Source organism: Enterobacter sp. NFIX58 (genome assembly GCF_900110475.1).
Classification (GTDB): domain Bacteria; phylum Pseudomonadota; class Gammaproteobacteria; order Enterobacterales; family Enterobacteriaceae; genus Enterobacter; species Enterobacter quasiroggenkampii.
In genome coordinates this window covers 59,244-84,061 of sequence record NZ_FODW01000007.1, presented here as the reverse complement: position 1 = coordinate 84,061, position 24,818 = coordinate 59,244, and the positions used below count along the sequence as shown (strand labels likewise).

Annotated in this window: 25 protein-coding genes; 5 read left to right on the top strand and 20 right to left on the bottom strand. The window is 56.3% G+C overall.

What is annotated here, in order from left to right; genetic code table 11:
* Positions 1-46: 46 nt before the first annotated feature.
* The 4 genes from BMW97_RS21175 to dnaB are packed head-to-tail and all read right to left on the bottom strand — an operon-like array spanning position 47 to position 4,142.
* On the bottom strand, positions 47-1,057 hold the full coding sequence (locus BMW97_RS21175; protein WP_045909171.1) for an AAA family ATPase: 1,011 nt from the start codon (positions 1,055-1,057) through the stop codon (positions 47-49).
* Positions 1,054-1,611, bottom strand: coding sequence for a nicotinamide riboside transporter PnuC (gene pnuC / locus BMW97_RS21170; protein ID WP_023293520.1), 558 nt, complete (start codon positions 1,609-1,611; stop codon positions 1,054-1,056). Before pnuC ends, BMW97_RS21175 begins: the two co-directional genes overlap by 4 nt.
* A 22-nt stretch (positions 1,612-1,633) precedes the next feature.
* Positions 1,634-2,713 (bottom strand): alanine racemase, encoded by a 1,080-nt coding sequence (gene alr / locus BMW97_RS21165; protein WP_045909170.1) that lies wholly within the window; start codon positions 2,711-2,713, stop codon positions 1,634-1,636.
* Positions 2,714-2,729: 16 nt separating this feature from the next.
* Positions 2,730-4,142 (bottom strand): replicative DNA helicase, encoded by a 1,413-nt coding sequence (gene dnaB / locus BMW97_RS21160; protein ID WP_008503375.1) that lies wholly within the window; start codon positions 4,140-4,142, stop codon positions 2,730-2,732.
* A 60-nt stretch (positions 4,143-4,202) separates the two neighbouring features.
* Here dnaB and BMW97_RS21155 point away from each other — a divergent pair, with 60 nt between their 5' ends.
* A complete protein-coding gene (locus BMW97_RS21155; protein ID WP_045909169.1) occupies positions 4,203-5,186 on the top strand; it encodes a quinone oxidoreductase in 984 nt (327 codons plus the stop codon).
* 184 nt (positions 5,187-5,370) lie between these two features.
* Here the strand turns inward: BMW97_RS21155 and pspG are convergent, their stop codons facing one another.
* From pspG to BMW97_RS21135, 4 genes are all read right to left on the bottom strand, one after another.
* Positions 5,371-5,613 (bottom strand): envelope stress response protein PspG, encoded by a 243-nt coding sequence (gene pspG, locus BMW97_RS21150; RefSeq protein ID WP_008503373.1) that lies wholly within the window; start codon positions 5,611-5,613, stop codon positions 5,371-5,373.
* A gap of 136 nt (positions 5,614-5,749) precedes the next feature.
* Positions 5,750-6,745, bottom strand: coding sequence for a tRNA dihydrouridine(20/20a) synthase DusA (dusA, locus tag BMW97_RS21145; RefSeq protein WP_032623124.1), 996 nt, complete (start codon positions 6,743-6,745; stop codon positions 5,750-5,752).
* 82 nt (positions 6,746-6,827) lie between these two features.
* Positions 6,828-8,138: a conjugal transfer protein TraF gene (locus BMW97_RS21140; RefSeq protein ID WP_048030222.1), complete on the bottom strand. Its 1,311-nt coding sequence runs from the start codon at positions 8,136-8,138 to the stop codon at positions 6,828-6,830.
* A 172-nt stretch (positions 8,139-8,310) separates the two neighbouring features.
* Positions 8,311-8,799 (bottom strand): cupin domain-containing protein, encoded by a 489-nt coding sequence (locus tag BMW97_RS21135; protein WP_045909167.1) that lies wholly within the window; start codon positions 8,797-8,799, stop codon positions 8,311-8,313.
* 115 nt (positions 8,800-8,914) lie between these two features.
* Here BMW97_RS21135 and zur point away from each other — a divergent pair, with 115 nt between their 5' ends.
* Complete coding sequence (gene zur, locus BMW97_RS21130) at positions 8,915-9,427, top strand: zinc uptake transcriptional repressor Zur (protein ID WP_008503369.1); 513 nt, start codon at positions 8,915-8,917, stop codon at positions 9,425-9,427.
* Between the two features lie 47 nt (positions 9,428-9,474).
* On the opposite strand, the gene BMW97_RS21125 is transcribed toward zur, so the two are convergent.
* The 4 genes from BMW97_RS21125 to BMW97_RS21110 form a co-directional block, all read right to left on the bottom strand.
* Complete coding sequence (locus BMW97_RS21125; RefSeq protein ID WP_014830284.1) at positions 9,475-9,684, bottom strand: CsbD family protein; 210 nt, start codon at positions 9,682-9,684, stop codon at positions 9,475-9,477.
* A 120-nt stretch (positions 9,685-9,804) separates the two neighbouring features.
* Positions 9,805-11,142, bottom strand: coding sequence for an MATE family efflux transporter DinF (gene dinF, locus BMW97_RS21120; RefSeq protein ID WP_045909166.1), 1,338 nt, complete (start codon positions 11,140-11,142; stop codon positions 9,805-9,807).
* A 63-nt stretch (positions 11,143-11,205) separates the two neighbouring features.
* Positions 11,206-11,814, bottom strand: coding sequence for a transcriptional repressor LexA (gene lexA / locus BMW97_RS21115; RefSeq protein ID WP_045909165.1), 609 nt, complete (start codon positions 11,812-11,814; stop codon positions 11,206-11,208).
* A 108-nt stretch (positions 11,815-11,922) separates the two neighbouring features.
* Complete coding sequence (locus tag BMW97_RS21110; RefSeq protein WP_021242750.1) at positions 11,923-12,291, bottom strand: diacylglycerol kinase; 369 nt, start codon at positions 12,289-12,291, stop codon at positions 11,923-11,925.
* 154 nt (positions 12,292-12,445) lie between these two features.
* Between BMW97_RS21110 and plsB the strand changes: the two genes are divergently transcribed.
* Positions 12,446-14,866: a glycerol-3-phosphate 1-O-acyltransferase PlsB gene (plsB, locus tag BMW97_RS21105; RefSeq protein WP_021242749.1), complete on the top strand. Its 2,421-nt coding sequence runs from the start codon at positions 12,446-12,448 to the stop codon at positions 14,864-14,866.
* 104 nt (positions 14,867-14,970) lie between these two features.
* Here the strand turns inward: plsB and gntU are convergent, their stop codons facing one another.
* From gntU to BMW97_RS21080, 5 genes are all read right to left on the bottom strand, one after another.
* A complete protein-coding gene (gntU, locus tag BMW97_RS21100; RefSeq protein WP_014833577.1) occupies positions 14,971-16,311 on the bottom strand; it encodes a gluconate transporter in 1,341 nt (446 codons plus the stop codon).
* Between the two features lie 3 nt (positions 16,312-16,314).
* Entirely contained in the window at positions 16,315-16,842 is a 528-nt protein-coding gene (gene gntK / locus BMW97_RS21095; RefSeq protein ID WP_008503362.1) for a gluconokinase, read from the bottom strand.
* A gap of 126 nt (positions 16,843-16,968) precedes the next feature.
* Positions 16,969-17,964, bottom strand: coding sequence for a gluconate operon transcriptional repressor GntR (gene gntR / locus BMW97_RS21090; protein WP_021242747.1), 996 nt, complete (start codon positions 17,962-17,964; stop codon positions 16,969-16,971).
* A gap of 101 nt (positions 17,965-18,065) precedes the next feature.
* Positions 18,066-18,761 carry a pirin family protein gene (locus tag BMW97_RS21085; RefSeq protein ID WP_021242746.1) on the bottom strand — a complete coding sequence of 232 codons (696 nt, stop codon included), beginning with the start codon at positions 18,759-18,761 and terminating at the stop codon, positions 18,066-18,068.
* Positions 18,762-18,884: 123 nt separating this feature from the next.
* Complete coding sequence (locus tag BMW97_RS21080; RefSeq protein WP_063622868.1) at positions 18,885-19,922, bottom strand: oxidoreductase; 1,038 nt, start codon at positions 19,920-19,922, stop codon at positions 18,885-18,887.
* 256 nt (positions 19,923-20,178) lie between these two features.
* Here BMW97_RS21080 and yhhY point away from each other — a divergent pair, with 256 nt between their 5' ends.
* Positions 20,179-20,667, top strand: a complete 489-nt coding sequence (gene yhhY, locus BMW97_RS21075) for an N-acetyltransferase (protein WP_021242744.1) — start codon at positions 20,179-20,181, stop codon at positions 20,665-20,667.
* 106 nt (positions 20,668-20,773) lie between these two features.
* On the opposite strand, the gene ggt is transcribed toward yhhY, so the two are convergent.
* A complete protein-coding gene (gene ggt / locus BMW97_RS21070; RefSeq protein WP_072204957.1) occupies positions 20,774-22,519 on the bottom strand; it encodes a gamma-glutamyltransferase in 1,746 nt (581 codons plus the stop codon).
* A 123-nt stretch (positions 22,520-22,642) separates the two neighbouring features.
* On the opposite strand from ggt, the gene BMW97_RS21065 reads away from it, so the two are divergent.
* Positions 22,643-23,020, top strand: coding sequence for a DUF2756 family protein (locus BMW97_RS21065; protein ID WP_032664701.1), 378 nt, complete (start codon positions 22,643-22,645; stop codon positions 23,018-23,020).
* Here BMW97_RS21065 and ugpQ read toward each other — a convergent pair.
* Together ugpQ and BMW97_RS21055 are read right to left on the bottom strand one after the other, a co-directional pair.
* The gene (gene ugpQ / locus BMW97_RS21060; protein ID WP_045909163.1) at positions 23,004-23,750 is read right to left on the bottom strand and encodes a glycerophosphodiester phosphodiesterase; all 747 of its coding nucleotides are present in this window, start codon (positions 23,748-23,750) and stop codon (positions 23,004-23,006) included. The two genes, BMW97_RS21065 and ugpQ, sit on opposite strands and share 17 nt — an antisense overlap.
* Positions 23,747-24,817, bottom strand: a complete 1,071-nt coding sequence (locus tag BMW97_RS21055) for a sn-glycerol-3-phosphate import ATP-binding protein UgpC (RefSeq protein WP_045909162.1) — start codon at positions 24,815-24,817, stop codon at positions 23,747-23,749. Before BMW97_RS21055 ends, ugpQ begins: the two co-directional genes overlap by 4 nt.
* Between the last annotated feature and the right edge of the window lies 1 nt (position 24,818).

Below are 24,818 nucleotides of genomic sequence, written 5' to 3'. Positions count from 1 at the left end.
GGGATTTCAACAATAAACCGGAAGCAGGTGAAGGTCGAGTGCGATATCAGGCCAGACACTCGATATATCGGCAAATGCAATCGATTCGTTCAGGCAGTGAGCCCTGCACGCGCAGAAAAGGAATGTTTCGTTGTGATAGCTCTGCTTCATACCATACCTGCTGTCTGTGGCGAAACGCCTCCCCCTGCCGGGTGCCATCCTGCACAAACGGAAAATCATCTCCGCAAAGTACGACCAGTGCATAGTCTCGTTCAGCAAGCGCCATTAACGCCTGCGGCGCGCTGCCAAACTGATCGAGGGCGTAAAACAGGGTCGTTAAAGGTGACGTATCACAGACCAGATAAGGCGCCGTGCAGGCTGATTCTTCCCGACGCACCTGCTCGCGGGCAATATGCAGCAAATCCTCCAGATCAAGGATGCCGTTCTTCTTTTCCCAGTGTTCACGACCATACTCTGCAACGTACGGAACGTTTAGCGTTTGCGCCAGTGCCTTTGCAAGCGTGCTTTTGCCCGTCGATTCTCCACCTAATAAGCAGATACGAAAAACAAAGCTGCGATACACCTCAGGGGACATCATCTTGCGATAACGATGAACATCAGAACGGATGAGCGTTCCCGATGGAGCCTCTGGTCCCTGTTGACGCTGGAGACGCACGTGCGCAACCGGTCGTCCGAAACGCTGGCTCAGGACAGTGGCAAACCCGTCTCCATAGTCTTCGGCAGTAAATACCGCCTCTGGCTGACAATGCAAAATGTCCTCACATAGCGTTGCAACATAATGCCGGTGAAGATCGTCATCAGCGTCATTCGGTGGCGGTGGCGCAAGGCCATATGAAGCCAACACTTGCGGCGAAAGCACGAGGTGGCGACATTGTGGGAAGCGCGTTGTTAACCAGTTAAGCCGCTTTTCAGGTTCGTAACCGCGTATTTCCGGCGACGAATAGCTGATGATACAGACCGTCTCGCACTGCTCAAGTGCCGTATTGATAAGCGCTTCATGGCCCGCATGTAATGGTGCGAATTTGCCTACCACCAGACCGTTGGCATACAGCGTCATTGCGCACGGATCTCCTTGCGCCACTGATACAGTCCGTGCCACGCATTAAACCAAAACACCAGATATAAACCGGCGGTCAGATACAGTTCTCTCGTCGCGTACAGCGGTACTGCCAGCGTGTTAACGGCAAGCCAGATGTACCAGTTTTCCAGACGCCGTCCCATCAACATAAACTGAGCAAGAATGCTGAATGTCAAAATGATGGAGTCCAGCCAGGGAGCCCATGCATTGGTATAGAGATGCAATATCCACCCGTACGCCGCTGCTACGCTTACGGCGCAGGCCAAAAGCATAAAAAAATGTCCCGGTCTGGTACGACGGACAGGCAAGACCTCTCCATGATTGCCTTTAAGCCAATGCAGCCAGCCGGTTATGCTCGTTATGATGAAAAAGAACTGAAGGGTAACGTCAGCATAAAGCTGCACAGAATAGAAAACCCAGGCATAAAGCCCGCTACCAATGATACCTATCCACCACGTATGGATATTGTTTCTGGCGGCCAGCCAGACGGAGAGAGCATAGGCCAGACACGCAGCGATTTCTGAAGGGGACATTATCCTTCCCTGGAATAAAATGTTAGTCGACGTACTTCATCGCCACCCGAGACGTCAGGCGGGTAATAAGTTCGTAAGCACTTACTTTCGTGATTTCAGCAATACGTTCAACGGGTAAAGCTTCCCCCCACATCACCACATCGTCGCCGGGTTTATCCTGGGCTTCAGGCCCCAGATCGACACAAATCATGTCCATCGCCACGCGGCCAACGATCTTCACTTCGCGACCGTTGACCAGCACCGGCGTACCCGTGGGTGCAGCGCGCGGATAGCCGTCGCCATAGCCCATCGCCACGACGCCGAGGCGGGTGTCGCGCTCGCTGATCCAGGTGCCGCCGTAGCCCACCGGCTCACCGGCTTTGTGTTCGCGCACGGCAATCAGAGTAGACACCAGAGACATGACTGGCTGAAAACCCATGTCCGGCCCCCAGGGTTTATTCTCCAGCGGCGACACGCCGTAAAGAATGATGCCCGGTCGCGCCCAGTCGAAATGCGACTGCGGCCACAGCAGGATCCCGCCGGATGCGGCGATCGAGCGCATCCCCGGCTTGCCTTCGCAGAAGGTATTAAAGATATCCAGCTGCCGCTCGGTCGCACCGCACTCGGGCTCATCGGCACGGGCGAAGTGGCTGACAATATTCACCGGCTGACGCACGTTTTTGCACCGGCATAAACGCTGATAAAACGCTTCGGCGCTTTCCGGACGCACGCCCAGACGATGCATGCCCGTATCAAGCTTCATCCACACGGTCACCGGCTCGCTCAGCTCGGCGGTTTCCAGTGCGGCCAGCTGTTCTTCGTTGTGTACCGCCGTGTGCAGATGCTGATCTGCGATGGTTGGCAGATCGGTGGCTTCGAAAAAGCCTTCGAGGAGCAGAATCGGTTGGGTAATCCCCCCCGCGCGCAGGCGGAGGGCTTCTTCAAGACGGGCGACGCCAAAGGCGTCGGCATCGGGGAGCGTTCGCGCGGTCTCAAGAAGACCGTGTCCGTAAGCGTTCGCTTTCACGACTGCAACGAGCTTGCTGGCGGGGGCCAGTTCACGCAGACGTTGCAGGTTGTGTCGCAGAGCGCGGCGGTTAATCACAACAGTTGCCGCTTGCATTTGAATTCCTTAGAAATTACTCATCATCATATTGAGGACCGGCATAGTTGTCGAAACGCGACCACTGTCCGTTAAAGGTCAGACGCACCGTCCCGATCGGGCCGTTACGTTGTTTACCAATAATAATTTCGGCGATCCCTTTCAGGTCGCTGTTCTCGTGATAAACCTCATCACGGTAGATAAACATGATTAAGTCGGCATCCTGCTCGATGGAGCCGGATTCACGCAGGTCGGAGTTGACCGGGCGCTTGTCAGCACGTTGTTCCAGAGAACGGTTAAGCTGCGACAGCGCCACCACCGGCACGTGCAGCTCTTTAGCTAACGCCTTGAGCGAGCGGGAAATTTCGGCGATCTCCAGCGTACGGTTGTCGGAGAGCGACGGGACGCGCATCAGCTGAAGGTAGTCGATCATGATAAGGCCGATACCGCCGTGTTCACGGGCGATACGACGCGCGCGGGAACGGACTTCCGTCGGCGTCAGGCCTGAAGAGTCATCGATATAGATGTTACGTTTTTCCAGCAGAATGCCCATGGTGCCGGAGATGCGCGCCCAGTCCTCATCGTCGAGCTGGCCGGTACGGATGCGGGTCTGGTCCACGCGCGACAGCGATGCCAGAGAACGCATCATGATCTGCTCAGAGGGCATCTCAAGACTGAAAATCAGTACCGGCTTATCCTGCAACATCGCCGCGTTTTCGACGAGGTTCATCGCAAAGGTCGTTTTACCCATCGACGGACGCGCGGCAACGATAATCAAATCCGACGGCTGCAGACCGGCGGTTTTCTTGTTGAGATCGTCATAGCCGGTGTTTACCCCGGTCACACCGTCGTGCGGCTGCTGGAACAGCTGTTCGATACGGGCGACGGTGGCGTCGAGGACATCGGCGATGTTTTTGGGGCCTTCGTCTTTGTTGGCGCGGCTTTCGGCGATTTTGAAGACGCGGGACTCGGCAAGATCGAGCAGGTCTTCACTGGTGCGACCCTGCGGATCAAAACCGGCTTCGGCGATCTCATTCGCCACCGAGATCATCTCGCGGACAACGGCACGTTCACGCACGATGTCGGCATAAGCGCTGATGTTTGCCGCACTTGGCGTGTTTTTTGACAGTTCTGCCAGATAGGCAAACCCGCCGACGCTGTCCAGTTGTCCCTGGCGCTCCAGCGACTCCGCGAGGGTGATCAGGTCAATCGGGCTACCCGACTCCTGCAGGCGCGCCATTTCGGTAAAGATATGACGGTGCGGACGGGTGTAGAAATCCTCAGACACCACGCGCTCGGCGACGTCGTCCCAGCGTTCGTTATCCAGCATTAAACCGCCCAACACCGACTGTTCCGCTTCAATCGAGTGCGGCGGGACTTTTAACCCTGCGACCTGGAAATCACGCTCGCGAGGTTCAGTCTGTTTGTTGAAGGGTTTGTTTCCTGCCATAGTGAATGGAGTTACCGAGATAAAGAGTGGGTCGAAAGATTACCACATTCTGGAGGAAGCATGGCAACACGTATTGAATTTCACAAGCATGGTGGCCCTGACGTACTCAACGCGGTGGAGTTCACCCCCACCGCGCCTTGCGAAAACGAAGTGCAGGTTGAAAACAAAGCCATCGGCATAAACTACATCGACACCTATATTCGCGGCGGGCTCTACCCGCCTCCGTCGATGCCAAGCGGACTGGGCACCGAGGCAGCCGGTGTCGTCATCAAAGTGGGCAGCGCGGTTAAGCATCTTAAAGAGGGCGACCGCGTGGTGTATGCGCAATCTGCGCTGGGCGCTTACAGCTCCGTCCACAACGTCCCGGCGGATAAAGCCGCCCTGCTGCCTAATGCCATCTCCTTTGAGCAGGCGGCGGCCTCCTTTCTGAAAGGGTTAACCGTTTACTACCTGCTGCGTAAAACCTATGAAATTAAACCCGATGAGCAGTTCCTGTTTCATGCCGCGGCGGGTGGTGTCGGGCTCATCGCCTGTCAGTGGGCAAAAGCGCTGGGCGCAAAACTGATCGGCACCGTGGGCAATGCCCAAAAAGCGCAGCGCGCACTGCAGGCGGGCGCCTGGCAGGTGATTAACTACCGTGAAGAGAGCATCGTCGAACGGCTGAAGGAGATCACCAGCGGCAAAAAGGTGCGTGTCGTGTATGACTCGGTTGGGAAAGACACCTGGGAGGCATCGCTGGACTGCCTGCAGCGTCGTGGGCTGATGGTGAGCTTCGGAAACGCCTCAGGTGCTGTCACCGGCGTGAATCTCGGCATCCTGAACCAGAAAGGCTCGCTGTACGTCACGCGCCCTTCCCTGCAGGGCTACATCACCAACCGGGAAGAACTTGAGGAAGCCAGCAACGAGCTGTTCTCACTGATCGCCAGCGGCGTCATTAAGGTGGATGTGGCAGAAGCGCAGAAATACCCGCTAGCCGATGCGCAGCGTGCGCATGAGGTGCTGGAGAGCCGGGCAACGCAGGGGTCGAGTTTGTTGATTCCCTGAGCCCCAAAAAGAAATTGGGCTTCCCGTGGGAAGCCCTTTCTTTTTTTAGTTCGGCTGTATGTAGGGTACAGCGCGATGAATTCTTTAACGGCAGTCATAGTGACAGATTCGATAAGTAAATCCTATTCTGTTCTAAGCCATGCTGCTGGAAAAGTTACAACTCTGTGACGAACCCCTCAATACCTTAGTAACGGAAGCGGTTATTGCGCTGATAACTGGGTACTTTTGGCGATTTAATCGCCCGTATCACCCACACCACCGCCACGGCCAGCAGTAGCCACGGCAGCAGTTTGATCGTCAGGGCAAACAATCCGCCAATAAACATGACGACCGTCGCCACCACGATAGCCGCCAGAATGCCGAGCAGCGAAATGCCCGTTGCTAACAGCATGACAAAAAAGCCAATCACAAAAAGTAGTTCCAGCATGATGCTCTCCCACGAGTTCCCGAATGATGCTGCAAACATTACAAGAATCATGCCAGACATAACGTGTTGTTCTTAAAGCAAAACGCCCCACGAGAATTCGCAGGGCGTGGTGAATTTGACGAACTTTTAGCGAAAGTTATCGCTTGTCTGCCACCAGTCGCAGCGCATGTTCCAGCACCTCGATATCGGCACCGGCTTTATGCGCGTTTTCGCTCAGGTAGCGACGCCACTGACGCGCGCCCGGAATGCCCTGGAACAGCCCAAGCATATGGCGGGTGATATGGCCGAGATACGTACCGTTGCTCAGCTCGCGCTCAATGTAAGGATACATCGCCCGCACGACGGCAACCGGATCGGTGTCTGCACCTTCGATGCCAAAGATTTCGCGATCGACCGTCGCCAGAATGCCCGGATTCTGATACGCCTCGCGCCCAACCATCACCCCATCCATATGTTCAAGGTGCGCTTTGGCCTCTTCCAGCGACTTGATGCCGCCGTTAATGGACATGGTCAGATGCGGGAAGTCACGCTTAAGCTGATACACGCGCGGGTAGTCCAGCGGCGGGATTTCACGGTTCTCTTTCGGGCTCAGGCCGGAGAGCCAGGCTTTTCGCGCATGGATGATGAACATCTCGCATTCACCCTTTCCGGAGACCGTATTGATGAAATCGCACAGAAATTCGTAGCTGTCCTGGTCGTCAATCCCGATACGGGTTTTGACCGTCACCGGAATGGAAACGACATCACGCATCGCCTTGATACAGTCCGCTACCAGCTGGGCATTCCCCATCAGGCAGGCACCGAACATACCGTTTTGCACACGGTCGGACGGACAGCCAACGTTCAGGTTGATCTCGTCGTAGCCGCGCGCTTCCGCCAGCTTCGCACACTGCGCCAGCGCGGCCGGATCGCTGCCGCCCAGCTGCAGGGCAACCGGATGCTCTTCTTCGCTATAGGCCAGATAGTCACCCTTCCCGTGGATGATTGCGCCCGTGGTCACCATTTCGGTGTATAGCAACGTATGGCGGGAGAGCTGGCGCAGGAAATAGCGGCAGTGTCTGTCCGTCCAGTCGAGCATCGGCGCAATGGAAAAACGGTGTGCAGGGAAAGCGGTCTGTAATTCTGACGACATGGCGAAGTTTTAAGCATCTGGTGGAAAAGGGGCGCTACTATAGCACAAAGAAAAGCCGGAGGCGCAGCGCCTCCGGTTGACTTTAGAACGTCATGCTCAGCTGAGCCCCTGCGCCCCAGGTTTCGTCTTCACCGTACAGGCCCATCAGGTCAACATGCACGGTGCTAAACGGCGCGAAACCGACACCGCCGGTAAAGACATTGCTGTCGTTACCCTTCACGTCGGCACGATAACCCGCACGCACCGCCAGCCAGCTCAGCGGCGTCACCTCGGCACCGACACCCACGTACTGCGACGTATCTTCGCTCTTGAAGCCTTTGGTTTCCGTCAGATCGCCATCGGCGGTCAGCGTCACCAGGTCGTTGTGCCAGGCAGCACCGGCGGTCACCAGCGGACGGATCTGGTAGGTGTCTTTATAGCTCACCACTTCTCCCGTACGGCCATTGCGGATACGGATATCTTTGGTGTCGATATCACGCGACATCAGGTTTTGTCCGCTCACGCCGACGGTCCAGTTTTCGCCGAAATCGGCCGCAATGCCGGCATCCACGTTGAAGCCCGTATCGTCAGTACGGTAGCGGCTGTCGTTCCACTTGTTACTGTCGTAATCGTAGATGGACGTGGTGTAGTTATAGACCCAGGTTTTTTGCAGTTTTGGTGTTACGCCCACGGAAACCGGGACGCCGCCGAGATCAAACTGACGGGCAACGGCAACACCGTAGTCGGAGACAATCGCCGCCCGACCGGACGCCGTTGAGTTGAGGTTCTTGGTGATCTGATCCGTACCGTTCAGCGCAGCATCCAGCGCAACACCGGCCGCCACCACATTACTTCGTTGAATACCACGCAGATAATCAATGTCTTGCTGATCGATAGACGAGCTCACCCGGCCATGGGCATAGCCTTTCGCCATGAAGGCGACGGAAAGGACATCGTTAGGGATACTTACCGCAAGCCCTGCACCAGCCGTTGCGCGTGCGGTTTTGCCTTTGAGATAGTCCAGCTCATCGGCCAGATCTTTGGCCGCGCCCTGGAATTGATTAATGGAACCTAACGGATTGGTGATAATTTCTCGTGGCGTGAGATTATCAACCACATCCTTGTAGTGATTGATTTTGTCGTTGATGTTATCAATCTCGTCCTGAAGATTGTCTTCATCCGTCACCTGCACCCCAACGGCTGGCAAGATGACCGTCACATCATCGTCCGGTTTTGCCTTTGCCAGCAGCGCCGGGTTGATTAACGCCCCACTGCCATAGCTTCCCGACGCCACGCCGGTGCCACCCATGGCGTCGCTGCGTGATTCTGTCCAGGTATTGGCTGCTCCCGCCTGATTTGCCATAAACAAGGAGACAGCAATGCTAACCACCGAAAATTTAAAATTTTTTTTCACAGTATGCCCGTTATAGTCTGTTATGAAATAACCCCTGTCTGTTATCACCCAAACAGGAACGAACTATTGCTGTGAATAAGTAGTAAAAGACCCGCTATTTCTTTCCCTAAGTAAAACTCCCTTACGGCCTGTTATATTTTGTGACGGCCCTCAATATTTATAGAAGAGGAAATTATTTTTTCCCAGGTTTTCCATCATGCGGCCCAAAAAACTGTGGGGGATGGTCTACCCAGCGATCTTCCCGCGTGGCGGCATACTCCGGGTTGAGCGGATAGTAGATGCGGTTGTGCTTCTTGTTGGCCTCGCCAACGACCAGTAACCGAACCTCGTCGTTCGTGTTGTTGATAAAGGTATGACAGATGCCGGTTCCGGCGGGAAAACCTACACTGTCGCCAGGCTCCAGCTTCCACAAGTAGCCGTTAATCCAGGCTTCAGGGTAACCTTCGAGCACATAAATAAACTCTTCTTCGTCGCTCTCCGCATGCGGATAGGACGTTCTGCGCCCCGGCGGCAGGCGCTCATGATGGATGCCAATACGCCCGAGCCCAAGCTTGCGAGCCAGCGGTGCGCCGATAGAGAACAGCTCATCGCTGTCGGGGTAGGTCGAGTCATCCGCGCCTTCCACGTCGCGCCAGTGCCGAATACAGTCAGGTCTTTTCATTATGCATCTCCCGGTTTGCGATGGGTCAGGTATAGCACAGACTGGCGGATCTCGGTGTTTTTAGCAGAACATGATAAAGTGGGGGTTTTCCGTCCTATAACATCCGGGGTGCTACATGGATAAGTCCACAAAAGAGCTGTTAGCGCAGGCCGAAAAGCTGTGTGCGCAACGCAATGTGCGCCTGACTCCGCAGCGCCTTGAAGTCTTACGCCTGATGAGCCTGCAGCAGGGTGCCATCAGCGCCTACGATCTGCTGGATCTGCTGCGCGAAAGCGAACCGCAGGCAAAGCCGCCGACGGTCTATCGCGCACTGGATTTCCTGCTTGAACAAGGGTTTGTGCACAAGGTGGAATCCACCAACAGCTATGTGCTGTGCCATCTGTTCGATCAGCCCACCCACACATCGGCGATGTTTATCTGTGACCGCTGCGGCGTGGTGAAAGAAGAGGCTGCGGAAGGCGTGGAAGATATTATGCATACACTGGCAGCGAAAATGGGTTTTGCCCTGCGTCATAACGTAATTGAGGCGCACGGGCTCTGTTCCGCGTGCGTGGAGGTGGAAGCCTGTCGTCATCAGGACGCGTGTCAGCACGACCACTCAATTCTGGTGAAGAAAAAGCCGCGTTAACGGCAAAAGAAAAGGCGGCTTAAAGCCGCCCTGTGGGTTATTCAGCGTTACCAGCGGTAGTCGTTGCGTTTTTCCCAGTCGCCCACTTCTTTTTCCGCCTGGTCTTTTGCGTAGCCGTAACGTTCCTGAATTTTACCGACAAGCTGATCGCGTTTACCTTCGATGACGGTCATGTCGTCATCCGTCAGCTTACCCCACTGTTCTTTCGCTTTACCTTTGAACTGCTTCCAGTTGCCGCCGATTTCGTCTTTATTCATCATCGTGTCCTCTTCGTTAAGCGTCGGGTCGTAACGTCCGTTACGTTCTTTTCTGCTGGACGTGATAATTATTGTAGTTAAGGATTCCGTGGTTAATTTCATATTCGGAATCTTTAACCGTCACGATATATCGTGGCGCGGGGGAAACCAGGTATTGTTTTGCCAGTGCCGATGCCAGATAAACGCCAGCGATAACCCGCGCAGTGAGAGGAAGACGGCCAGGGCCAGCCACAAACCATGATTACCCAGCCAGGGGAGCGTCAGCAGCGTCAGACCAAACCCGGCCGCCGCGACGGCCATGCTGTTGCGCATTTCGGCCCCGCGTGTCGCACCAATAAACATGCCGTCCAGCAGATAACACCAGACGCCAACCACCGGTAAGACGACTTGCCAGATGAGATAGTGGCTCGCCAGCTCGCGTAGTGCAGGGAGAGAGGTAAGCAATGCAACGATCTGCTCACCGAAGCAGGCGTAAACCAGACCAAAGGCCAGCGCCACCAGCCCCGACTGACGGCAGGCAGCCCGCCAGACATCCCGTAGCTGCCCGCTTTCGCGCGCACCGTACGCCTGCCCGGAATGCGCTTCAACCGCATAGGCAAAACCGTCCAGCGCGTAGGCGGTAAACGTCAGTAACGTCATCAATACTGCGTTGACCGCGACGATGTCTGGCCCCAGTCGAGCCCCGAAAACCGTCAGCGCCCCGAAGCAAAGCTGGAGAAGAAGCGAGCGCAGCATGATGTCACGGTTGAGGGCCAGCAACTTACGGATATTGCCGCGCCATGCGGTTTTGAGCAGCGCCAGGGTGATCCCGCGCATGGCCAGGACACGCCAGACCATCCACAAGCCAATGATAAAGGTCCCGTATTCGGCAATCGCCGTTGCCAGCGCCGCGCCCTGCACGTTCATATGCAGACCCATGACCAGCCAGACATCCAAAACGATATTGAGCAGGTTACCCACCACCAGCAAAATCACGGGCGCACGGGCGTACTGCACGCCCAGTAGCCACCCCAGCAGAACCAGGTTAGCCAGCGACGCGGGCGCGCTGAGCCAGCGGATTTCAAGGAAACGTCGCGCCTGCTCTAATACCGCCTCGCTGCCGCCAACAATATGAAGCGCAAGATCGATCAGGGGTGCCCGCAATAAAACGATGAACGCACCCGCGCCAAGCGCGAGGATCAGCGGCTGCACCAGCGCGCGCGCCAGACGCAGCGGATCTTTCGCGCCATAAGCCTGTGCGGTAAGACCGGTGGTGCTCATGCGCAAAAAGAGCAGCAGCATAAACAGGAAGCTGGTTGCCGTCGCGCCAATCGCCACGCCGCCAAGATAAACCGGTGAATCAAGATGGCCTATAACGGCAGTATCGACCAGCCCCAGCAAGGGCACGGTAATATTGGAGAAAATCATCGGCAGAGCAAGACGCCACAATGCCTTATCGGATGCCGTCAGCAGTGACATGAAAGATACCGGGAGTGGGGAATGAATCAGGCTACAGCGGTGCCATAGCCTGTCAGGAAGGGATTACAGCCATTCACCGTTGCGAATCACCCCGACCGCCAGTCCTTCGATAGAGAAGTTCTGTTCGCGGAGATCGACCACAATGGGTGAAAACTCGCTGTTTTCAGGCAGCAACTGTACGCTGTTACCCTGTTTTTTCAGACGCTTAACGGTCACTTCGTCATCAATGCGCGCCACCACCACCTGGCCGTTTCGCACATCCTGTGTTTTATGCACCGCAAGCAGATCGCCATCAAGAATACCGATGTCTTTCATCGACATGCCGCTGACGCGCAGCAGGAAGTCAGCGCTCGGTTTGAACATGCCAGGATCGACCTGGTAGTGACCTTCAATATGCTGCTGAGCCAGTAAAGGCTCACCGGCAGCAACACGCCCTATCAGCGGAATGCCCGTCTCTTCTTCCACCAGCAGGCGGATACCCCGTGACGCGCCCGAGACAATCTCAATCACGCCCTTACGCGCCAGCGCTTTCAGGTGTTCTTCGGCAGCATTTGGAGAACGGAAACCCAGACGCTGCGCGATTTCCGCACGCGTGGGTGGCATACCCGTCTGGCCGATATGATCCCGGATGAGATCAAACACCTCTTGCTGCCTGGTCGTTAACGCTTTCATTCCGCCCCCTGGGTGTATATACAGTTATGCTGTGAGTATATACAGTCAAAGGCGATTTTGGAACCAAAAACTGCACAAAAAACCAGGGACTTAATTATTCCTCGAGGCTCATCGGAAATGTGACCAAAGCAGCGTGACCCAGGTGATAACGGCAGTGATAATCGCCAGCAACACGGCAGCAGAGCCCATGTCTTTTGCACGGCCAGAAAGCTCATGGAAATCGGAACCAATGCGATCCACAACGGCCTCAATAGCGCTATTAAGAATTTCCACTATCATCACCAGAAGAACGGAACCGATAAGCAGTACGCGGGTAATCGCATCAACATCAAGGAAACAGGCGACGATCACCGCGATGATAGCGGCGACGCCCTCCTGGCGAAAGGCGGCTTCGTTGACCCATGCGGCACGGAAACCTTTCCATGAATAGCCGGCGGCTTTGATGATACGTGTTAACCCAGTGGTATTATTGGCCATTAAAAGAACCTTTTTTAAAAAAGAGCGTCAGTAACAGGAGCCGTAGCGCGTTTCGCTACAGCCTGAAGTATGACGGGTAACAACAGAAATTTTGCGCGCTTTCTGTTATCCTTGCGCCGCAATTGCATTATTAACCAGAGGCTTTACATCGTTTATGTCCGGCTGGCCACGAATTTACTACAAATTACTTAATTTACCATTAAGCATCCTGGTAAAAAGCAAGTCTATCCCAGCAGAACCCGCGCTGGAATTGGGGCTCGATACGTCACGCCCCATTATGTACGTTTTGCCTTATAACTCGAAGGCTGACTTACTGACGCTTCGCGCCCAATGTCTGGCGCATGACTTACCTGACCCGCTTGAACCGCTGGAAGTTGACGGTACGCTGCTGCCGCGCTACGTGTTCATTCACGGTGGACCGCGCGTGTTTACCTATTACACGCCAAAAGAAGAGTCCATCAAGCTGTTCCATGATTATCTCGACCTGCACCGCAGCAATCCCGATCTGGATGTGCAGATGGTGCCGGTATCGGTGATGTTTGGTCGTCGTCCGGGCCGTGAAAAAGGCGAAGAGAATCCGCCGCTGCGCATGCTTAACGGCATCCAGAAGTTCTTCGCGGTCTCCTGGCTGGGACGCGACAGCTTTGTGCGTTTCTCCCCTTCCGTTTCGCTGCGTCGCATGGCGGACGAGCACGGCACCGACAAGATCATCGCGCAAAAACTGGCGCGCGTGGCGCGTATGCACTTCGCCCGTCAGCGCCTGGCTGCCGTAGGACCACGCCTCCCGGCGCGTCAGGATCTGTTCAACAAGCTGTTGGCCTCCAAAGCGATTGCCCGCGCCGTTGAAGATGAAGCGCGCAGCAAGAAAATTTCGCATGAGAAAGCCCAGCAGAACGCCATTGCGCTGATGGAAGAGATTGCAGCGAACTTCTCTTACGAGATGATTCGCCTGTCCGACCGTATTCTCGGCTTTACGTGGAACCGCCTCTATCAGGGCATCAACGTCCATAACGCCGAGCGTGTGCGTCAGCTGGCGCATGATGGCCATGAGATTGTCTATGTCCCCTGCCACCGTAGCCACATGGACTACCTGCTCCTTTCCTACGTGCTCTATCATCAGGGGCTGGTACCACCGCACATCGCAGCCGGTATCAACCTGAACTTCTGGCCAGCAGGTCCGATTTTCCGCCGCCTGGGCGCGTTCTTTATTCGTCGTACCTTCAAGGGCAACAAGCTCTACTCCACCGTGTTCCGCGAGTATCTGGGCGAGCTGTTCAGCCGCGGCTATTCCGTGGAGTACTTCGTGGAGGGCGGTCGTTCCCGTACCGGTCGTCTGCTCGATCCGAAGACCGGCACACTATCGATGACCATCCAGGCGATGCTGCGCGGAGGTACCCGTCCGATCACGCTGGTGCCTATCTACATCGGCTACGAGCACGTGATGGAAGTGGGCACGTACGCGAAAGAGCTGCGTGGTGCGACCAAAGAGAAAGAGAGCCTGCCGCAGATGCTGCGCGGCTTGAGCAAGCTGCGCAATCTCGGTCAGGGCTACGTGAACTTCGGTGAACCGATGCCGCTGATGACCTACCTGAACCATCACGTTCCGGAGTGGCGCGAGTCCATCGATCCTATCGAAGCGGTGCGTCCGGCCTGGCTGACGCCAACGGTTAACGGCATCGCATCCGAGCTGATGGTGCGCATTAACAACGCCGGTGCGGCTAACGCCATGAACCTGTGCTGTACGGCACTTCTGGCTTCACGTCAGCGCTCGCTGACCCGTGAACAGCTCACGGAGCAGCTGGATTGCTATCTGGATATGATGCGTAACGTGCCGTACTCGGTTGATTCGACCGTGCCTTCTGCAACCGCCAGTGAACTTATCGATCACGCGTTGCAGATGAACAAGTTTGAGGTCGAAAAGGACACGATCGGCGACATTATCATTCTGCCGCGCGAGCAGGCAGTGCTGATGACCTACTACCGCAACAACATCACGCATATGCTGATGCTGCCGTCGCTCATGGCCGCCATTATTACCCAGCATCGTCATATCTCCCGTCAGGAGCTATTGCGCCATCTTGAGACCATCTATCCGATGCTGAAAGCGGAGCTGTTCCTGCGCTGGAGTAAGGATGAGCTGGCGACAGAACTGGATAAGATGACGGAAGAGATGCGTCGCCAGGGGCTGATTACCCTGAACAACGACGAGCTGCACATCAATCCGTCACGCTCCCGCACCCTGCAGCTGCTGGCGGCCGGTGCGCGCGAAACGCTGCAGCGCTACGCCATTACGTTCTGGCTGCTGAGCGCGAATCCGTCTATCAACCGCGGTACGCTGGAGAAAGAGAGCCGGACGCTGGCCCAGCGCCTGTCCGTTCTGCACGGCATTAACGCCCCTGAATTCTTCGACAAAGCGGTCTTCAGTTCCCTGGTGCTGACGCTTCGCGATGAAGGCTTCATCAGTGATACGGGTGATGCCGAGCCGGAAGAGACGCTGAAGGTGTACCAGATGCTGGCAGAGCTGATTACCTCGGACGTGCGCTTGACGATTGAGAGCGCCACGCAGGGCGAGTAACACAATGCCGGGTTATGGCCCGGCCTGACGCCCTGGATAATAAAAAGGCCCGGTAAGCGCTGACGCTACCGGGCCTTATTTTTAGCCTTGTTAAATCACCGCATTTAGCTGAGCAGCGTAAAGGCAATCATCCCGACAATTGCACCCGTCGTGCCGAGAATGGTTTCCATCAGCGTCCAGGTTTTCAGGGTTTGCGCTTCGGTGGCGCCGGTAAACTTACCGAACAGCCAGAAGCCGGCGTCGTTAACGTGAGAGACCACAATCGAACCACCCGCGATACAAATAGAAAGCGCAGCCATCTGGGCACCGGAGTAGTTCAGCTGTTCAATCACCGGCATCACCAGACCCACGGCGGTTAAACACGCCACGGTAGCAGAACCCTGGATGATACGTACCGCCGCAGCCAGCACAAAGCAGGTCACCGCAATCGGCAGGCCCATCCCGGTCAGCGCTTCACCCAGAGCCGGGCCCACGCCGGAATCCACCAGCACCTGCTTGAACACGCCGCCTGCACCGATCACCAGCAGGATAATCCCCGCAGGCTGCAGCGCCGCACCGCAGATCTCCATCACCCGGTCTTTTGGCATCCCCTGACGCATCGCCAGGCCGTAAATCGCCACCAGGCACGCCACCAGAATCGCCGTGAACGGGTGACCGATGAACTCAAACCACTCGTAGGCAGTGGACCCCACCGGCACAAAGCGCGCAGCGATGGTTTTCAGACCCACCAGCACCAGCGGCAGCAGGATCAGCGACAGGCTGAAGCCGAAGGATGGCATTTTGCCCTCGCCCAGGTGCGGCTCGGTGATGTCATCCGGAATATGCAGCTCAACGTAACGGCTGATGAAGTTGCCCCACAGCGGGCCGGCGATAATCATCCCCGGGATTGCCGCGCACAGGCCAATCAGAATCATCCAGCCAAAGTCGGCGTGCATCTGGGATGCCAGCAGCATCGGGGCGGGTCCCGGCAGCAGAAACGCCGCAGCCGCCGCCACGCCCGCAAACAGCGGAATGACCAGCTTCACGAGGTTAGTACCGGTATGGCGCGCCATGGAGAATGCGACGCTTATCAGCAGCACAACGGCCACTTCGAAGAACAGCGGCAGCGCGCAAATCAGACCGGCCAGACCAATCGCGTAATGCGCACGGCTGTGGCCGAAGGATTTCAGCATCTTGACGGCAATCTGGTCGACCGCACCCGTCTCGTGCAAAATCTTGCCAAACATCGCGCCCAGCGCGACCACAATCGCCAGGAAGCCCAGCGTACCGCCCATCCCTTTTTCCATCGTCGCGGCGATCTTGTCGAGCGGCATACCGGAAAAGAGACCAGCACCAATAGAAACCACCATCAAAGCAACAAAGGCGTGCATACGCGCCTTCATCACTAAAAACAGCAGCAGCAATACCGAACCCACTGCTGTCAAAACTAGCGTTAATGTACTCAAAACTTACTGCCTTTTATTAATGACCTCGATGGTGCTGGCAACAACACCCTCCAGTGACTGATCGATATCAACCACTAAGACGTCTTTCTCGTCTTCACCCGGTTCCTGCAGCGCTTCGAACTGCGTTACCAGCATCTGGGTTTTGAAGAAGTGACCTTTGCGCGCCTTCAGGCGGCTTTCAATCACCTCGAAATCCCCTTTCAGGTAGATGAAAGAGAGGTTCGGGTTGCCGTCGCGCAGCAGGTCGCGATAGGTTTTTTTCAGCGCGGAGCAGACGATCAGGGAGACTTTGTTGGTGCGCTGCATCGCGAACGCGGCGTCATTCAGCGCCTGCAACCACGGTTTGCGGTCGTCATCGTTCAGCGGCTCGCCGGAGGCCATTTTCATGATGTTGCTGCGCGGATGGAGGAAGTCGCCATCAAGAAACGCAGCCTGGAGTTGATGCGCCACTTCGCTGGCCACGGCTGATTTCCCGCTACCGGAAACGCCCATCAGGACGTAGACGTGGTGATCGTGATTAGTCGTGCTCAAAGGGTGTCCCTCAGTCAATTGTTACGGGTAACAGTTATCGGTAACATTGTCCTGCTGGGGCAAAAGAGAAGCAATATCCAAACGTGCGCGAAGTGAATAAGTGTGAGCTACTTCAAATTTGTCAGTTCAAATAGATCCACCCGGTGACAAGGTGAAACCTAAATCTAACATTTTCGGGGTCACCGTCTCGCCACGAATGCGCGCCAGCAGGCGTTCTGCGCCAATGCGGCCCATACGTTCACGCGGCGTCAGGACGCTCGCCAGACGCGGCTCCATCACCTGGCCAATATCGTGGCCGTGGAAACCGGCGATCGCCATATCATCAGGGATCTTCAGCCCCAGACGCTGACACTCAAATGCTGCGCCGACCGCAAGGTCATCGTTGGTACAGAAAATACCGTCCAGTTGCGGATACTCGCGTCGTGCCTGACGCATCAACTCAATACCCGACGTATAGGAAGAGGACTGCTCCACCATCACGCTGTACGGGGTTAAGTTCGCGTCGAGCATCGCCTGCTCGTATCCCTTCTGTTTGATGATAGTACGTTCATCAAGACGCGCACCCAGATAGGCGATATGACGATGCCCACGGGCGATGATGGCCGCCGTCATCTGACGCGCCGCTTCGAAGTTATCAAACCCCACGGCGATGTCGAGGCACGGCGACTGGCTGTCCATCAGCTCCACGACCGGAATACCGGCCACTTCAATCATTTTGAGCGTGCGGGCAGTGTGGGTACGTTCGGTTAAAATCAGGCCGTCAATGTTCCAGGAAAGCATCGATTCAAGACGTTCCTCTTCGAGTTCCGGCTTGTACCCGTAGTGGGCGAGCATGGTCTGGTAGCCAAACGCATCGGTAACGCTTTCGATTCCACGTAATACTTCGGCGAAAACCTGGTTGGTCAAAGAAGGAAGCAGAACGCCCACCGCGCGGCTGGTCGCATTGGAGAGAATATCGGGCGCGCGGTTGGGGATATAACCCAGTTCATCAAGGGCAGCGGCAATCTTGCCACGTAACGCCACGGAAACCTGTTCCGGGTTACGTAAAAAACGGCTGACCGTCATTTTGGTCACACCGACGCGATCGGCGACATCCTGAAGTACGGGGCGTTTCTTTTTCATCGTCCTGAGAAATCTTGAAGTGAGAGATTTGCTCAGTTTACCACGGACAAAGCCCATCCTTCCCCTGTGAAAGGGAAGGATGGGGATTTATTTATGTTTTATTACACCGGCGGCAGGTCAAACAGCAGAATTTCGCTTTCGCTGTCGGCGTGCACGGAGATCGCCTGCTCGTCCCAGATGGCCAGACCATCGGCGGTTGTCGCTTTGGTCCCGTTGATGGACACGTCGCCTTTCACCACCTGGATCCAGACGCGGCGGTTAGCGGCAATCTGATGCACGGACTGTTCATCTTTCGCCAGCGCCCAGCGGTACAGCTCCATATCCTGATGCACTTTCAGGGAGCCTTCACGCGCATCCGGGGAGAGCACCAGCTGTTTACCCTGTTTCGCGTCGAAGCGGCGCTGCTCGTAGCGCGGCGTGATGCCAGTCTCTTCTGGAATGATCCAGATTTGATACAGGTGCAGTTTTTCCGTTTTGCTTGGGTTGTACTCAGAGTGACGCACCCCGGTACCCGCGCTCATAATCTGGAACTCGCCCGCCGGAACCTGCTCTTTGTTGCCCATGCTGTCCTGGTGCTCAACCGCGCCTTCCAGCACATAGGTCAGGATTTCCATGTCTTTGTGCGGGTGGGTACCGAAGCCCTGACCTGCATCAATCACGTCGTCGTTAATCACGCGCAGTGCTGAGAAGCCCATGAAGTTTGGGTCGTAGTAGTCGGCAAACGAGAATGAATGCCATGAGTCCAGCCAGCCATGATTCGCGTGACCACGTTCGTTTGCTTTGCGTAAGTAGATCATTGTTTTCACCCTCAGTTCGTTTCGATGGAGTAAGTGTGGACGCAAACGGCCTGGGATCATAGAGGGTGAAAATTGACTCCTCTGTTCAAAAATTGTGAACAAGTGCAGAGGAGCCGTTTTTGCTTATTTTGCGAGGGTTATCGTGGCAGGAGAAGCCTGTTCGAAGGCCCGTTCAAGGATTTCGAGGTTGGTCAGAACGTCAGATTCCTTGACGTAATTCGCCGTGCCGTTTGTGAGGGTCTCAAACAGCGCATCATAGACGCGGCCATAGTCGCCGGTTTCCGGCTTCAGCGTTTCTTTGACCGTCACGCCCTCGTCGTTCACATACTCCAGCACGCCCACGGAATCGTCCGCGGCAAAGCCTGGCTCACCCGGCATGATATTGGCCTTCAGGCTGGTCTCCTGCTGGTCGATACCGTATTTGATAAACGAACCTTTAGTGCCGTGAACGATAAATTTCGGGTAGTCGATTTTCACCAGATGGCTGGTTTTGACGATGGCCTTCAGGTCGCCGTAGAACAGCTGGGCTTCGAAGGTATCGTCCGGGTTGGCTTTGTTGCGCAGGCTGCGAATGTCATACGCCACGTGGTCCGGGCGGCCAAACAGGGAGATGATCTGGTCCATGGTGTGCACGCCCAGACCATAGAACGAACCATCCTGAGGCAGTCCGGGTTGCGTTTCCGCCACCGGACGGTAGTAATCGAAGTGGCTTTCGATTTCCACGATGTTGCCGAGCTTGCCGCTTTCAATCGCTTTTTTCGCCGTCAGGAAGCAGCTGTCAAAGCGACGGTTCTGATACGGCGTGACGGTCAGGCCTTTGCTTTTCGCCAGCGCGAACAGCTCTTTCGCTTCGGCAATAGTCGGGGTGAACGGCTTTTCTACCAGCACGTTTTTACCCGCATTGAGCGCGCGTTTGGCATAGTCAAAATGGCTGTCGGCGTGGGTGCAGACAACCACCAGCTTCACCTGTGGGTCGTTAAGCACCTCATCGAGATCGCTGGTGAAGTGGATGTGGGAATACTGCGGAGATTGCTCTTCCGGCTTCGCGCGGCGGCGGTAGATATGGGCCACATGCCAGCTGTCTTTGCGGTTAAGAACATACGGCAGGTGATAGCGGGTCGTACTTTTACCAAATCCAATAAATGCGCAATGTAGTGTCATAGCTCAGTCCTTTTGGAAGGTTACTGAGTCTAACCATAACAAAAAAAAAGCCAGCTAAAAGCTGGCTAAAGTAATACTGGAAGCAATGTGAGCAATGTCGTGCTTTCAGGTTCCCGTAGGGGTCTTCCTGAATGCAGAGCAATAATAATCATTCTCATTCGCACTTGTCCAATACTTTTTGCAAAAAATAGCGGTTGACTCAAATTTTAAAGTCATTGATGTTGGAAGGGACGTTTAACTGACTGAGGAACAAGGAATGAGTGAGATAGTGATACGCCACATCGAACCCAGCGATGCAGAAGCTTTACGTGACATCATGTCGCATCCTGATGTGTATCACGACACGCTACAGCTCCCTCATCCTTCTATGGAAATGTGGCACGAACGCGTTGCGACAAAACCAGGCCGGCGCCATCTCGTTGCCTGTCTGGACCAGCGCGTTATTGGACATATGGCGCTGGACGTAATGGAAAACCCGCGTCGCAGCCATGTTGCCACATTCGGCATCAGCGTGGCTGCGGATATGCAGGGACGCGGCGTAGGCCGCAGGCTCATGAGCGAGATGATCAACCTGTGTGACAACTGGTTGCGCATTGAACGTATCGAACTGACGGTCTTTGCCGATAACCCCGCGGCAGTTGCCCTCTATAAAAATTTTGGTTTTGAAATCGAAGGGACCGGCAAGAAATTTGCCCTGCGCAACGGCGAATATGTGGACGCGTATTATATGGCGAGAATGAAGTGACACACTCCCCTCACCCCGGCCCTCTCCCCATAGGGGCGAGGGAGAAAAGACCGCACCGTGCAATCCCCTCTCCCCTATGGGGAGAGGGTTAGGGTGAGGGGAATAATCAATACCCCGCCGTCAAATCATCCACCGAACGCGGATCTGATGCGCCAAACAGCGCTCCGTCCGGCCCCACCATAATGCTCTGGGTGCTGCCCATCGCCTCTTTCACCGCCACCTTCTGCCCACGCTGCTCAAGCAGTTTAATGGTGTCCGGGCTAAAGCCCTTCTCGACGCGCAGCTCGTCCGGCAACCACTGGTGGTGGAATCGCGGGGCGTTGGTGGCTTCGGCGACGTTCATCCCAAAGTCGATGCTGTTCACCACCATCTGCAATACGGTGGTGATAATCCGGCTGCCGCCCGGGCTACCGGTTACCAGCCAGGTTTTGCCCTCTTTCACTACGATGGTGGGCGACATGGACGACAGCGGGCGTTTCTTCGGCCCTACCGCGTTCGCATCGCCGCCGACCAGCCCGTAGACGTTCGGCACGCCCGGCTTGGCAGAGAAGTCATCCATCTCGTTATTCAGCAGAATGCCGCTGTTACCCGCCACAATCCCGGTGCCGAAGGTCGTGTTGAGCGTATAGGTCACCGCCACCGCGTTACCGTCTTTATCCACCACCGAGAAGTGGGTGGTCTGGTTGCTTTCATACGGCGCCAGCTTGCCGGGGCGGATCTCGCTCGACGGCTTAGCCTTGTTGATGTCGATCTGATCGGCAATAGATTTGGCATACGCCTTGTTGGTCAGCGCCTGCCACGGCACCTTCACGAAGTCCGGGTCGCCGAGATATTCCGAGCGGTCGGCATAGGCGCGTTTTTCCGCTTCCGCCATCACCTGCATGGCATCCGCGCTGCCGAAGCCGAACTTGTGCATATCGAAGTTTTCAAGAATGTTGAGGATCTGCACGATGTGAATGCCCCCGGAAGACGGCGGCGGCATGGAGAAGACCTCGTATCCGCGGTAGGTGCCGCTAATCGGCTCGCGCTCTACCGCCTTGTAGTCCGCCAGATCCGCTTTGGTGATGAGCCCGCCGTTCTTCTGCATCTCTTGTGCAATCTGGTCGGCAATCGCCCCTTTGTAGAAGGCGTCCGGACCGTGCTCCGCAATCAGCTCCAGGCTTTTAGCGAGGTTCTTCTGCACCAGCTTATCGCCCTTCTTCAGCGGTTCACCGTCTTTCCAGAAGATGGCCTTGCTGTTTTCGTGATTCGGAATCACTTCGCTGCCGTAGGTTTTGAGGTCGTCTGCCAGCGCGTCATTCACCACAAAGCCCTCCCGCGCCAGCTTGATAGCAGGCTGTACCACCTTGTTCAGCGGCATCGTGCCGTATTTTTCCAGTGCCAGCGAGAAGCCCGCAACGGTGCCCGGCGTGCCGGACGCGAGATGCGAGGTCAGGGATTTTTTACTGTCCGGGTTCCCCTGGTCATCGAGGAACATGTCCCGTGACGCCTGAGAAGGTGCCATTTCACGGAAGTCGATAGCGGTGGTTTTCCCGTCTTTGGTGCGCAGCATCATAAAGCCACCGCCGCCCAGGTTCCCCGCCTGCGGGTGCGTCACCGCCAGCGCATAGCCGACGGCGACCGCCGCATCCACCGCGTTACCGCCCTGCCTGAGAATATCGACGCCCACGCGGGTCGCCAGCGCATCCACGGATGCCACCATGCCGTGGGTTGCCCGCACGGGATGAAAAACATCTTCCTCCACGCCGTAAGAGACCGGAGGCGCCGCGGGCGGGTTGGCCGCCACGCTAAATGTACCGCCTGCCATCAGCGCGGCGAGGGCGACCCAGCGCAAAAACGTTGGTTTCATCATTATTGTTCTCCAGGTGAAGGGATCCATATTCCCCGCTTAAGCCTGGTTCACAACTCCTAAAAAATCATCGTCATGGTGAAATCAGGGTAAACTTAAGAGAGACCTCAACAGGAGGAAATGACAATGAAACGCTTATTGATTCTTACGGCGCTGATCCCCTTTGCCGCGCTCGCACAGCCACTCAACACCATGAATAACCCGAACCAGCCGGGTTACGTTATCCCGAGCCAGCAGCGTATGCAGACCGAGATGATGAGCCAGCAACAGCAGCAAAAAGGGATGCTGAATCAGCAACTGAGAACGCAGACCCAGATGCAGCAGCAAAGCCTGCAAAATCAGATGAACGCCAACACCCAGCGCGTGCAGCAGGGGCAGGTGCGCGAGCAGCCGTTGCCGAACAAAAACGGCGGAATGTTAGGTGGGATGACCTCGTCAGGCAGCGGACAGCAGCATATGCTGCCGCCGCAGTCGAATGGCAGTATGCTTAATCCGCAGAACTAAAGTCCGGGCCGATCAGGTCAATCGCATCGGTACAGATGCTGTCCACGCCCCAGCGCAGCAGTTCGGCCGCACGCTGGGGTTTATTGACGGTGTAAACCAGAATACGCAGACCCGCGTCTTTTAGCATCTTCACCCGCGCCTCATCCAGCAGCTTGTGATTAAGATGAATAGAGACACACGCTAAGCGCGTCGTTAGCTCGCGCCAGTCCTCGCGCCACTCGTCCAGCAGCAGTCCGCGCGGCAGTTCCGGCGCTGCGGCCTGCGCGGCCTCCAGCGCATCGATTTCAAATGATGACAGCAGCGGCGCGGTCATCCCCTCCCACAACTCGCGCGCGGCAAGGGCAATGACTTTGCCCGTCAGCGGCCCGGTGCCAGTGGTCGGTTTAATTTCAATATTGGCCATCATGCCATGCTGGCGACAGCGATCGGCCACTTCCGCTAGCAGCGGCAGCGGTTCGCCTTTGAATTCGCCGCTGTACCAGCTTCCGGCGTCGACTTTCAGCAGATCGCGCCACGGCAGCTCGCCCGCGACGCCCCAGCCGTTGCTGGTGCGTTCGAGGTTATCGTCATGCAGCAGGAAAATCTCGCCGTCTTTCGACAGCTTGGCGTCGAACTCGATCATCGTGTGGCCGTAGCGCGCGCCAACGTCGATCGCCGCCAGGGTATTCTCCGGCGCCAGCTTACCGCCGCCCCGGTGGGCGACGACATGGGGATAAGGCCAGTTGCTCATACTCGTTGTCCTGTTTCACCGTCAAACAGGTGCAGATGATTTTCCGGCAGGTGTAGCCATAGCGTACTGCCTGCTTTAGGGCGCTCTTGATGTGCCAGACGCACCACCATTTTTTGTTCGCCCCAGCGCCCGTGCGCCAGGTTATCTGCACCCAACATCTCCAGCGTGTCCATGACCAGCGGCACGCCGCCTTCCGCCTGAGTGGTTAAACCGATATGTTCCGGGCGGATACCGAGCGTCATCTTACGCCCGGCGTAGCCACGATAGTACCAGTTGATCGGCAATGCCATCCCGCTTTCCAGCTCAAAGTGCGAGCCCGCGCTGCTGATGCGCCCTTCCAGCAGGTTCATCGCCGGGCTGCCGATAAAGCTCGCCACGAAACGGGTGGCTGGTTTCTCGTAGACTTCCACGGGGGTACCAATCTGCTCGGCAACGCCTTTGTTCATCACCATCACGCGCTGGGCGAGGGTCATGGCTTCGACCTGATCGTGGGTAACGTACAGCGATGTGGTTTTCAGACGACGGTGCAATTGCTGCAGCTCAAGACGCATCTGCACGCGCAGCTTGGCGTCGAGGTTAGACAGCGGCTCGTCGAACAGAAATACCGCCGGGTCGCGCACGATGGCGCGCCCCATCGCTACGCGCTGGCGCTGGCCGCCGGAAAGCTCGCGCGGGCGGCGCTTGAGCAGGCCGTCCAGCTCCAGAATACGGGCGGCTTCTTTCACGCGCTCCTCGATATGGCCTTTGCCCATGCCGCGGATTTTCAGCCCCCAGGCCATGTTCTCCTCCACGCTCATGTGCGGATAGAGAGCGTAGTTCTGGAAGACCATCGCGATGCCTCTGTCTTTCGGCTCCATCTCGGTGACGCGCTGGCGGTCAATCCAGATATCCCCGGAGGTCACGCGCTCCAGCCCCGCCACCATGCGCAACAGGGTGGATTTGCCACAGCCGGACGGGCCGACCATCACGATAAACTCCCCGTCCGCCACGTCGAGCGTGAGCGGCTGAATCACCTGGGTTTTGCCGTCCCAGCTTTTGGTTACTGCCTGAAGTTTTAAACCTGCCATC

Bases quoted from the DNA above. Each gene is read 5' to 3' on its own strand.
- ggt (WP_072204957.1), bottom strand. From the start codon at position 22,519: ATGATGAAACCAACGTTTTTGCGCTGGGTCGCCCTCGCCGCGCTGATG.
- dnaB (WP_008503375.1), bottom strand. From the start codon at position 4,142: ATGGCAGGAAACAAACCCTTCAACAAACAGACTGAACCTCGCGAGCGT.
- gntR (WP_021242747.1), bottom strand. From the start codon at position 17,964: ATGAAAAAGAAACGCCCCGTACTTCAGGATGTCGCCGATCGCGTCGGT.
- BMW97_RS21085 (WP_021242746.1), bottom strand. From the start codon at position 18,761: ATGATCTACTTACGCAAAGCAAACGAACGTGGTCACGCGAATCATGGC.
- ugpQ (WP_045909163.1), bottom strand. From the start codon at position 23,750: ATGAGCAACTGGCCTTATCCCCATGTCGTCGCCCACCGGGGCGGCGGT.
- BMW97_RS21175 (WP_045909171.1), bottom strand. From the start codon at position 1,057: ATGACGCTGTATGCCAACGGTCTGGTGGTAGGCAAATTCGCACCATTA.
- BMW97_RS21065 (WP_032664701.1), top strand. From the start codon at position 22,643: ATGAAACGCTTATTGATTCTTACGGCGCTGATCCCCTTTGCCGCGCTC.
- BMW97_RS21055 (WP_045909162.1), bottom strand. From the start codon at position 24,817: ATGGCAGGTTTAAAACTTCAGGCAGTAACCAAAAGCTGGGACGGCAAA.
- pnuC (WP_023293520.1), bottom strand. From the start codon at position 1,611: ATGTCCCCTTCAGAAATCGCTGCGTGTCTGGCCTATGCTCTCTCCGTC.
- BMW97_RS21110 (WP_021242750.1), bottom strand. From the start codon at position 12,291: ATGGCCAATAATACCACTGGGTTAACACGTATCATCAAAGCCGCCGGC.
- pspG (WP_008503373.1), bottom strand. From the start codon at position 5,613: ATGCTGGAACTACTTTTTGTGATTGGCTTTTTTGTCATGCTGTTAGCA.
- BMW97_RS21155 (WP_045909169.1), top strand. From the start codon at position 4,203: ATGGCAACACGTATTGAATTTCACAAGCATGGTGGCCCTGACGTACTC.
- dusA (WP_032623124.1), bottom strand. From the start codon at position 6,745: ATGTCGTCAGAATTACAGACCGCTTTCCCTGCACACCGTTTTTCCATT.
- yhhY (WP_021242744.1), top strand. From the start codon at position 20,179: ATGAGTGAGATAGTGATACGCCACATCGAACCCAGCGATGCAGAAGCT.
- dinF (WP_045909166.1), bottom strand. From the start codon at position 11,142: ATGTCACTGCTGACGGCATCCGATAAGGCATTGTGGCGTCTTGCTCTG.
- BMW97_RS21125 (WP_014830284.1), bottom strand. From the start codon at position 9,684: ATGAATAAAGACGAAATCGGCGGCAACTGGAAGCAGTTCAAAGGTAAA.
- BMW97_RS21135 (WP_045909167.1), bottom strand. From the start codon at position 8,799: ATGAAAAGACCTGACTGTATTCGGCACTGGCGCGACGTGGAAGGCGCG.
- alr (WP_045909170.1), bottom strand. From the start codon at position 2,713: ATGCAAGCGGCAACTGTTGTGATTAACCGCCGCGCTCTGCGACACAAC.
- plsB (WP_021242749.1), top strand. From the start codon at position 12,446: ATGTCCGGCTGGCCACGAATTTACTACAAATTACTTAATTTACCATTA.
- lexA (WP_045909165.1), bottom strand. From the start codon at position 11,814: ATGAAAGCGTTAACGACCAGGCAGCAAGAGGTGTTTGATCTCATCCGG.
- zur (WP_008503369.1), top strand. From the start codon at position 8,915: ATGGATAAGTCCACAAAAGAGCTGTTAGCGCAGGCCGAAAAGCTGTGT.
- BMW97_RS21080 (WP_063622868.1), bottom strand. From the start codon at position 19,922: ATGACACTACATTGCGCATTTATTGGATTTGGTAAAAGTACGACCCGC.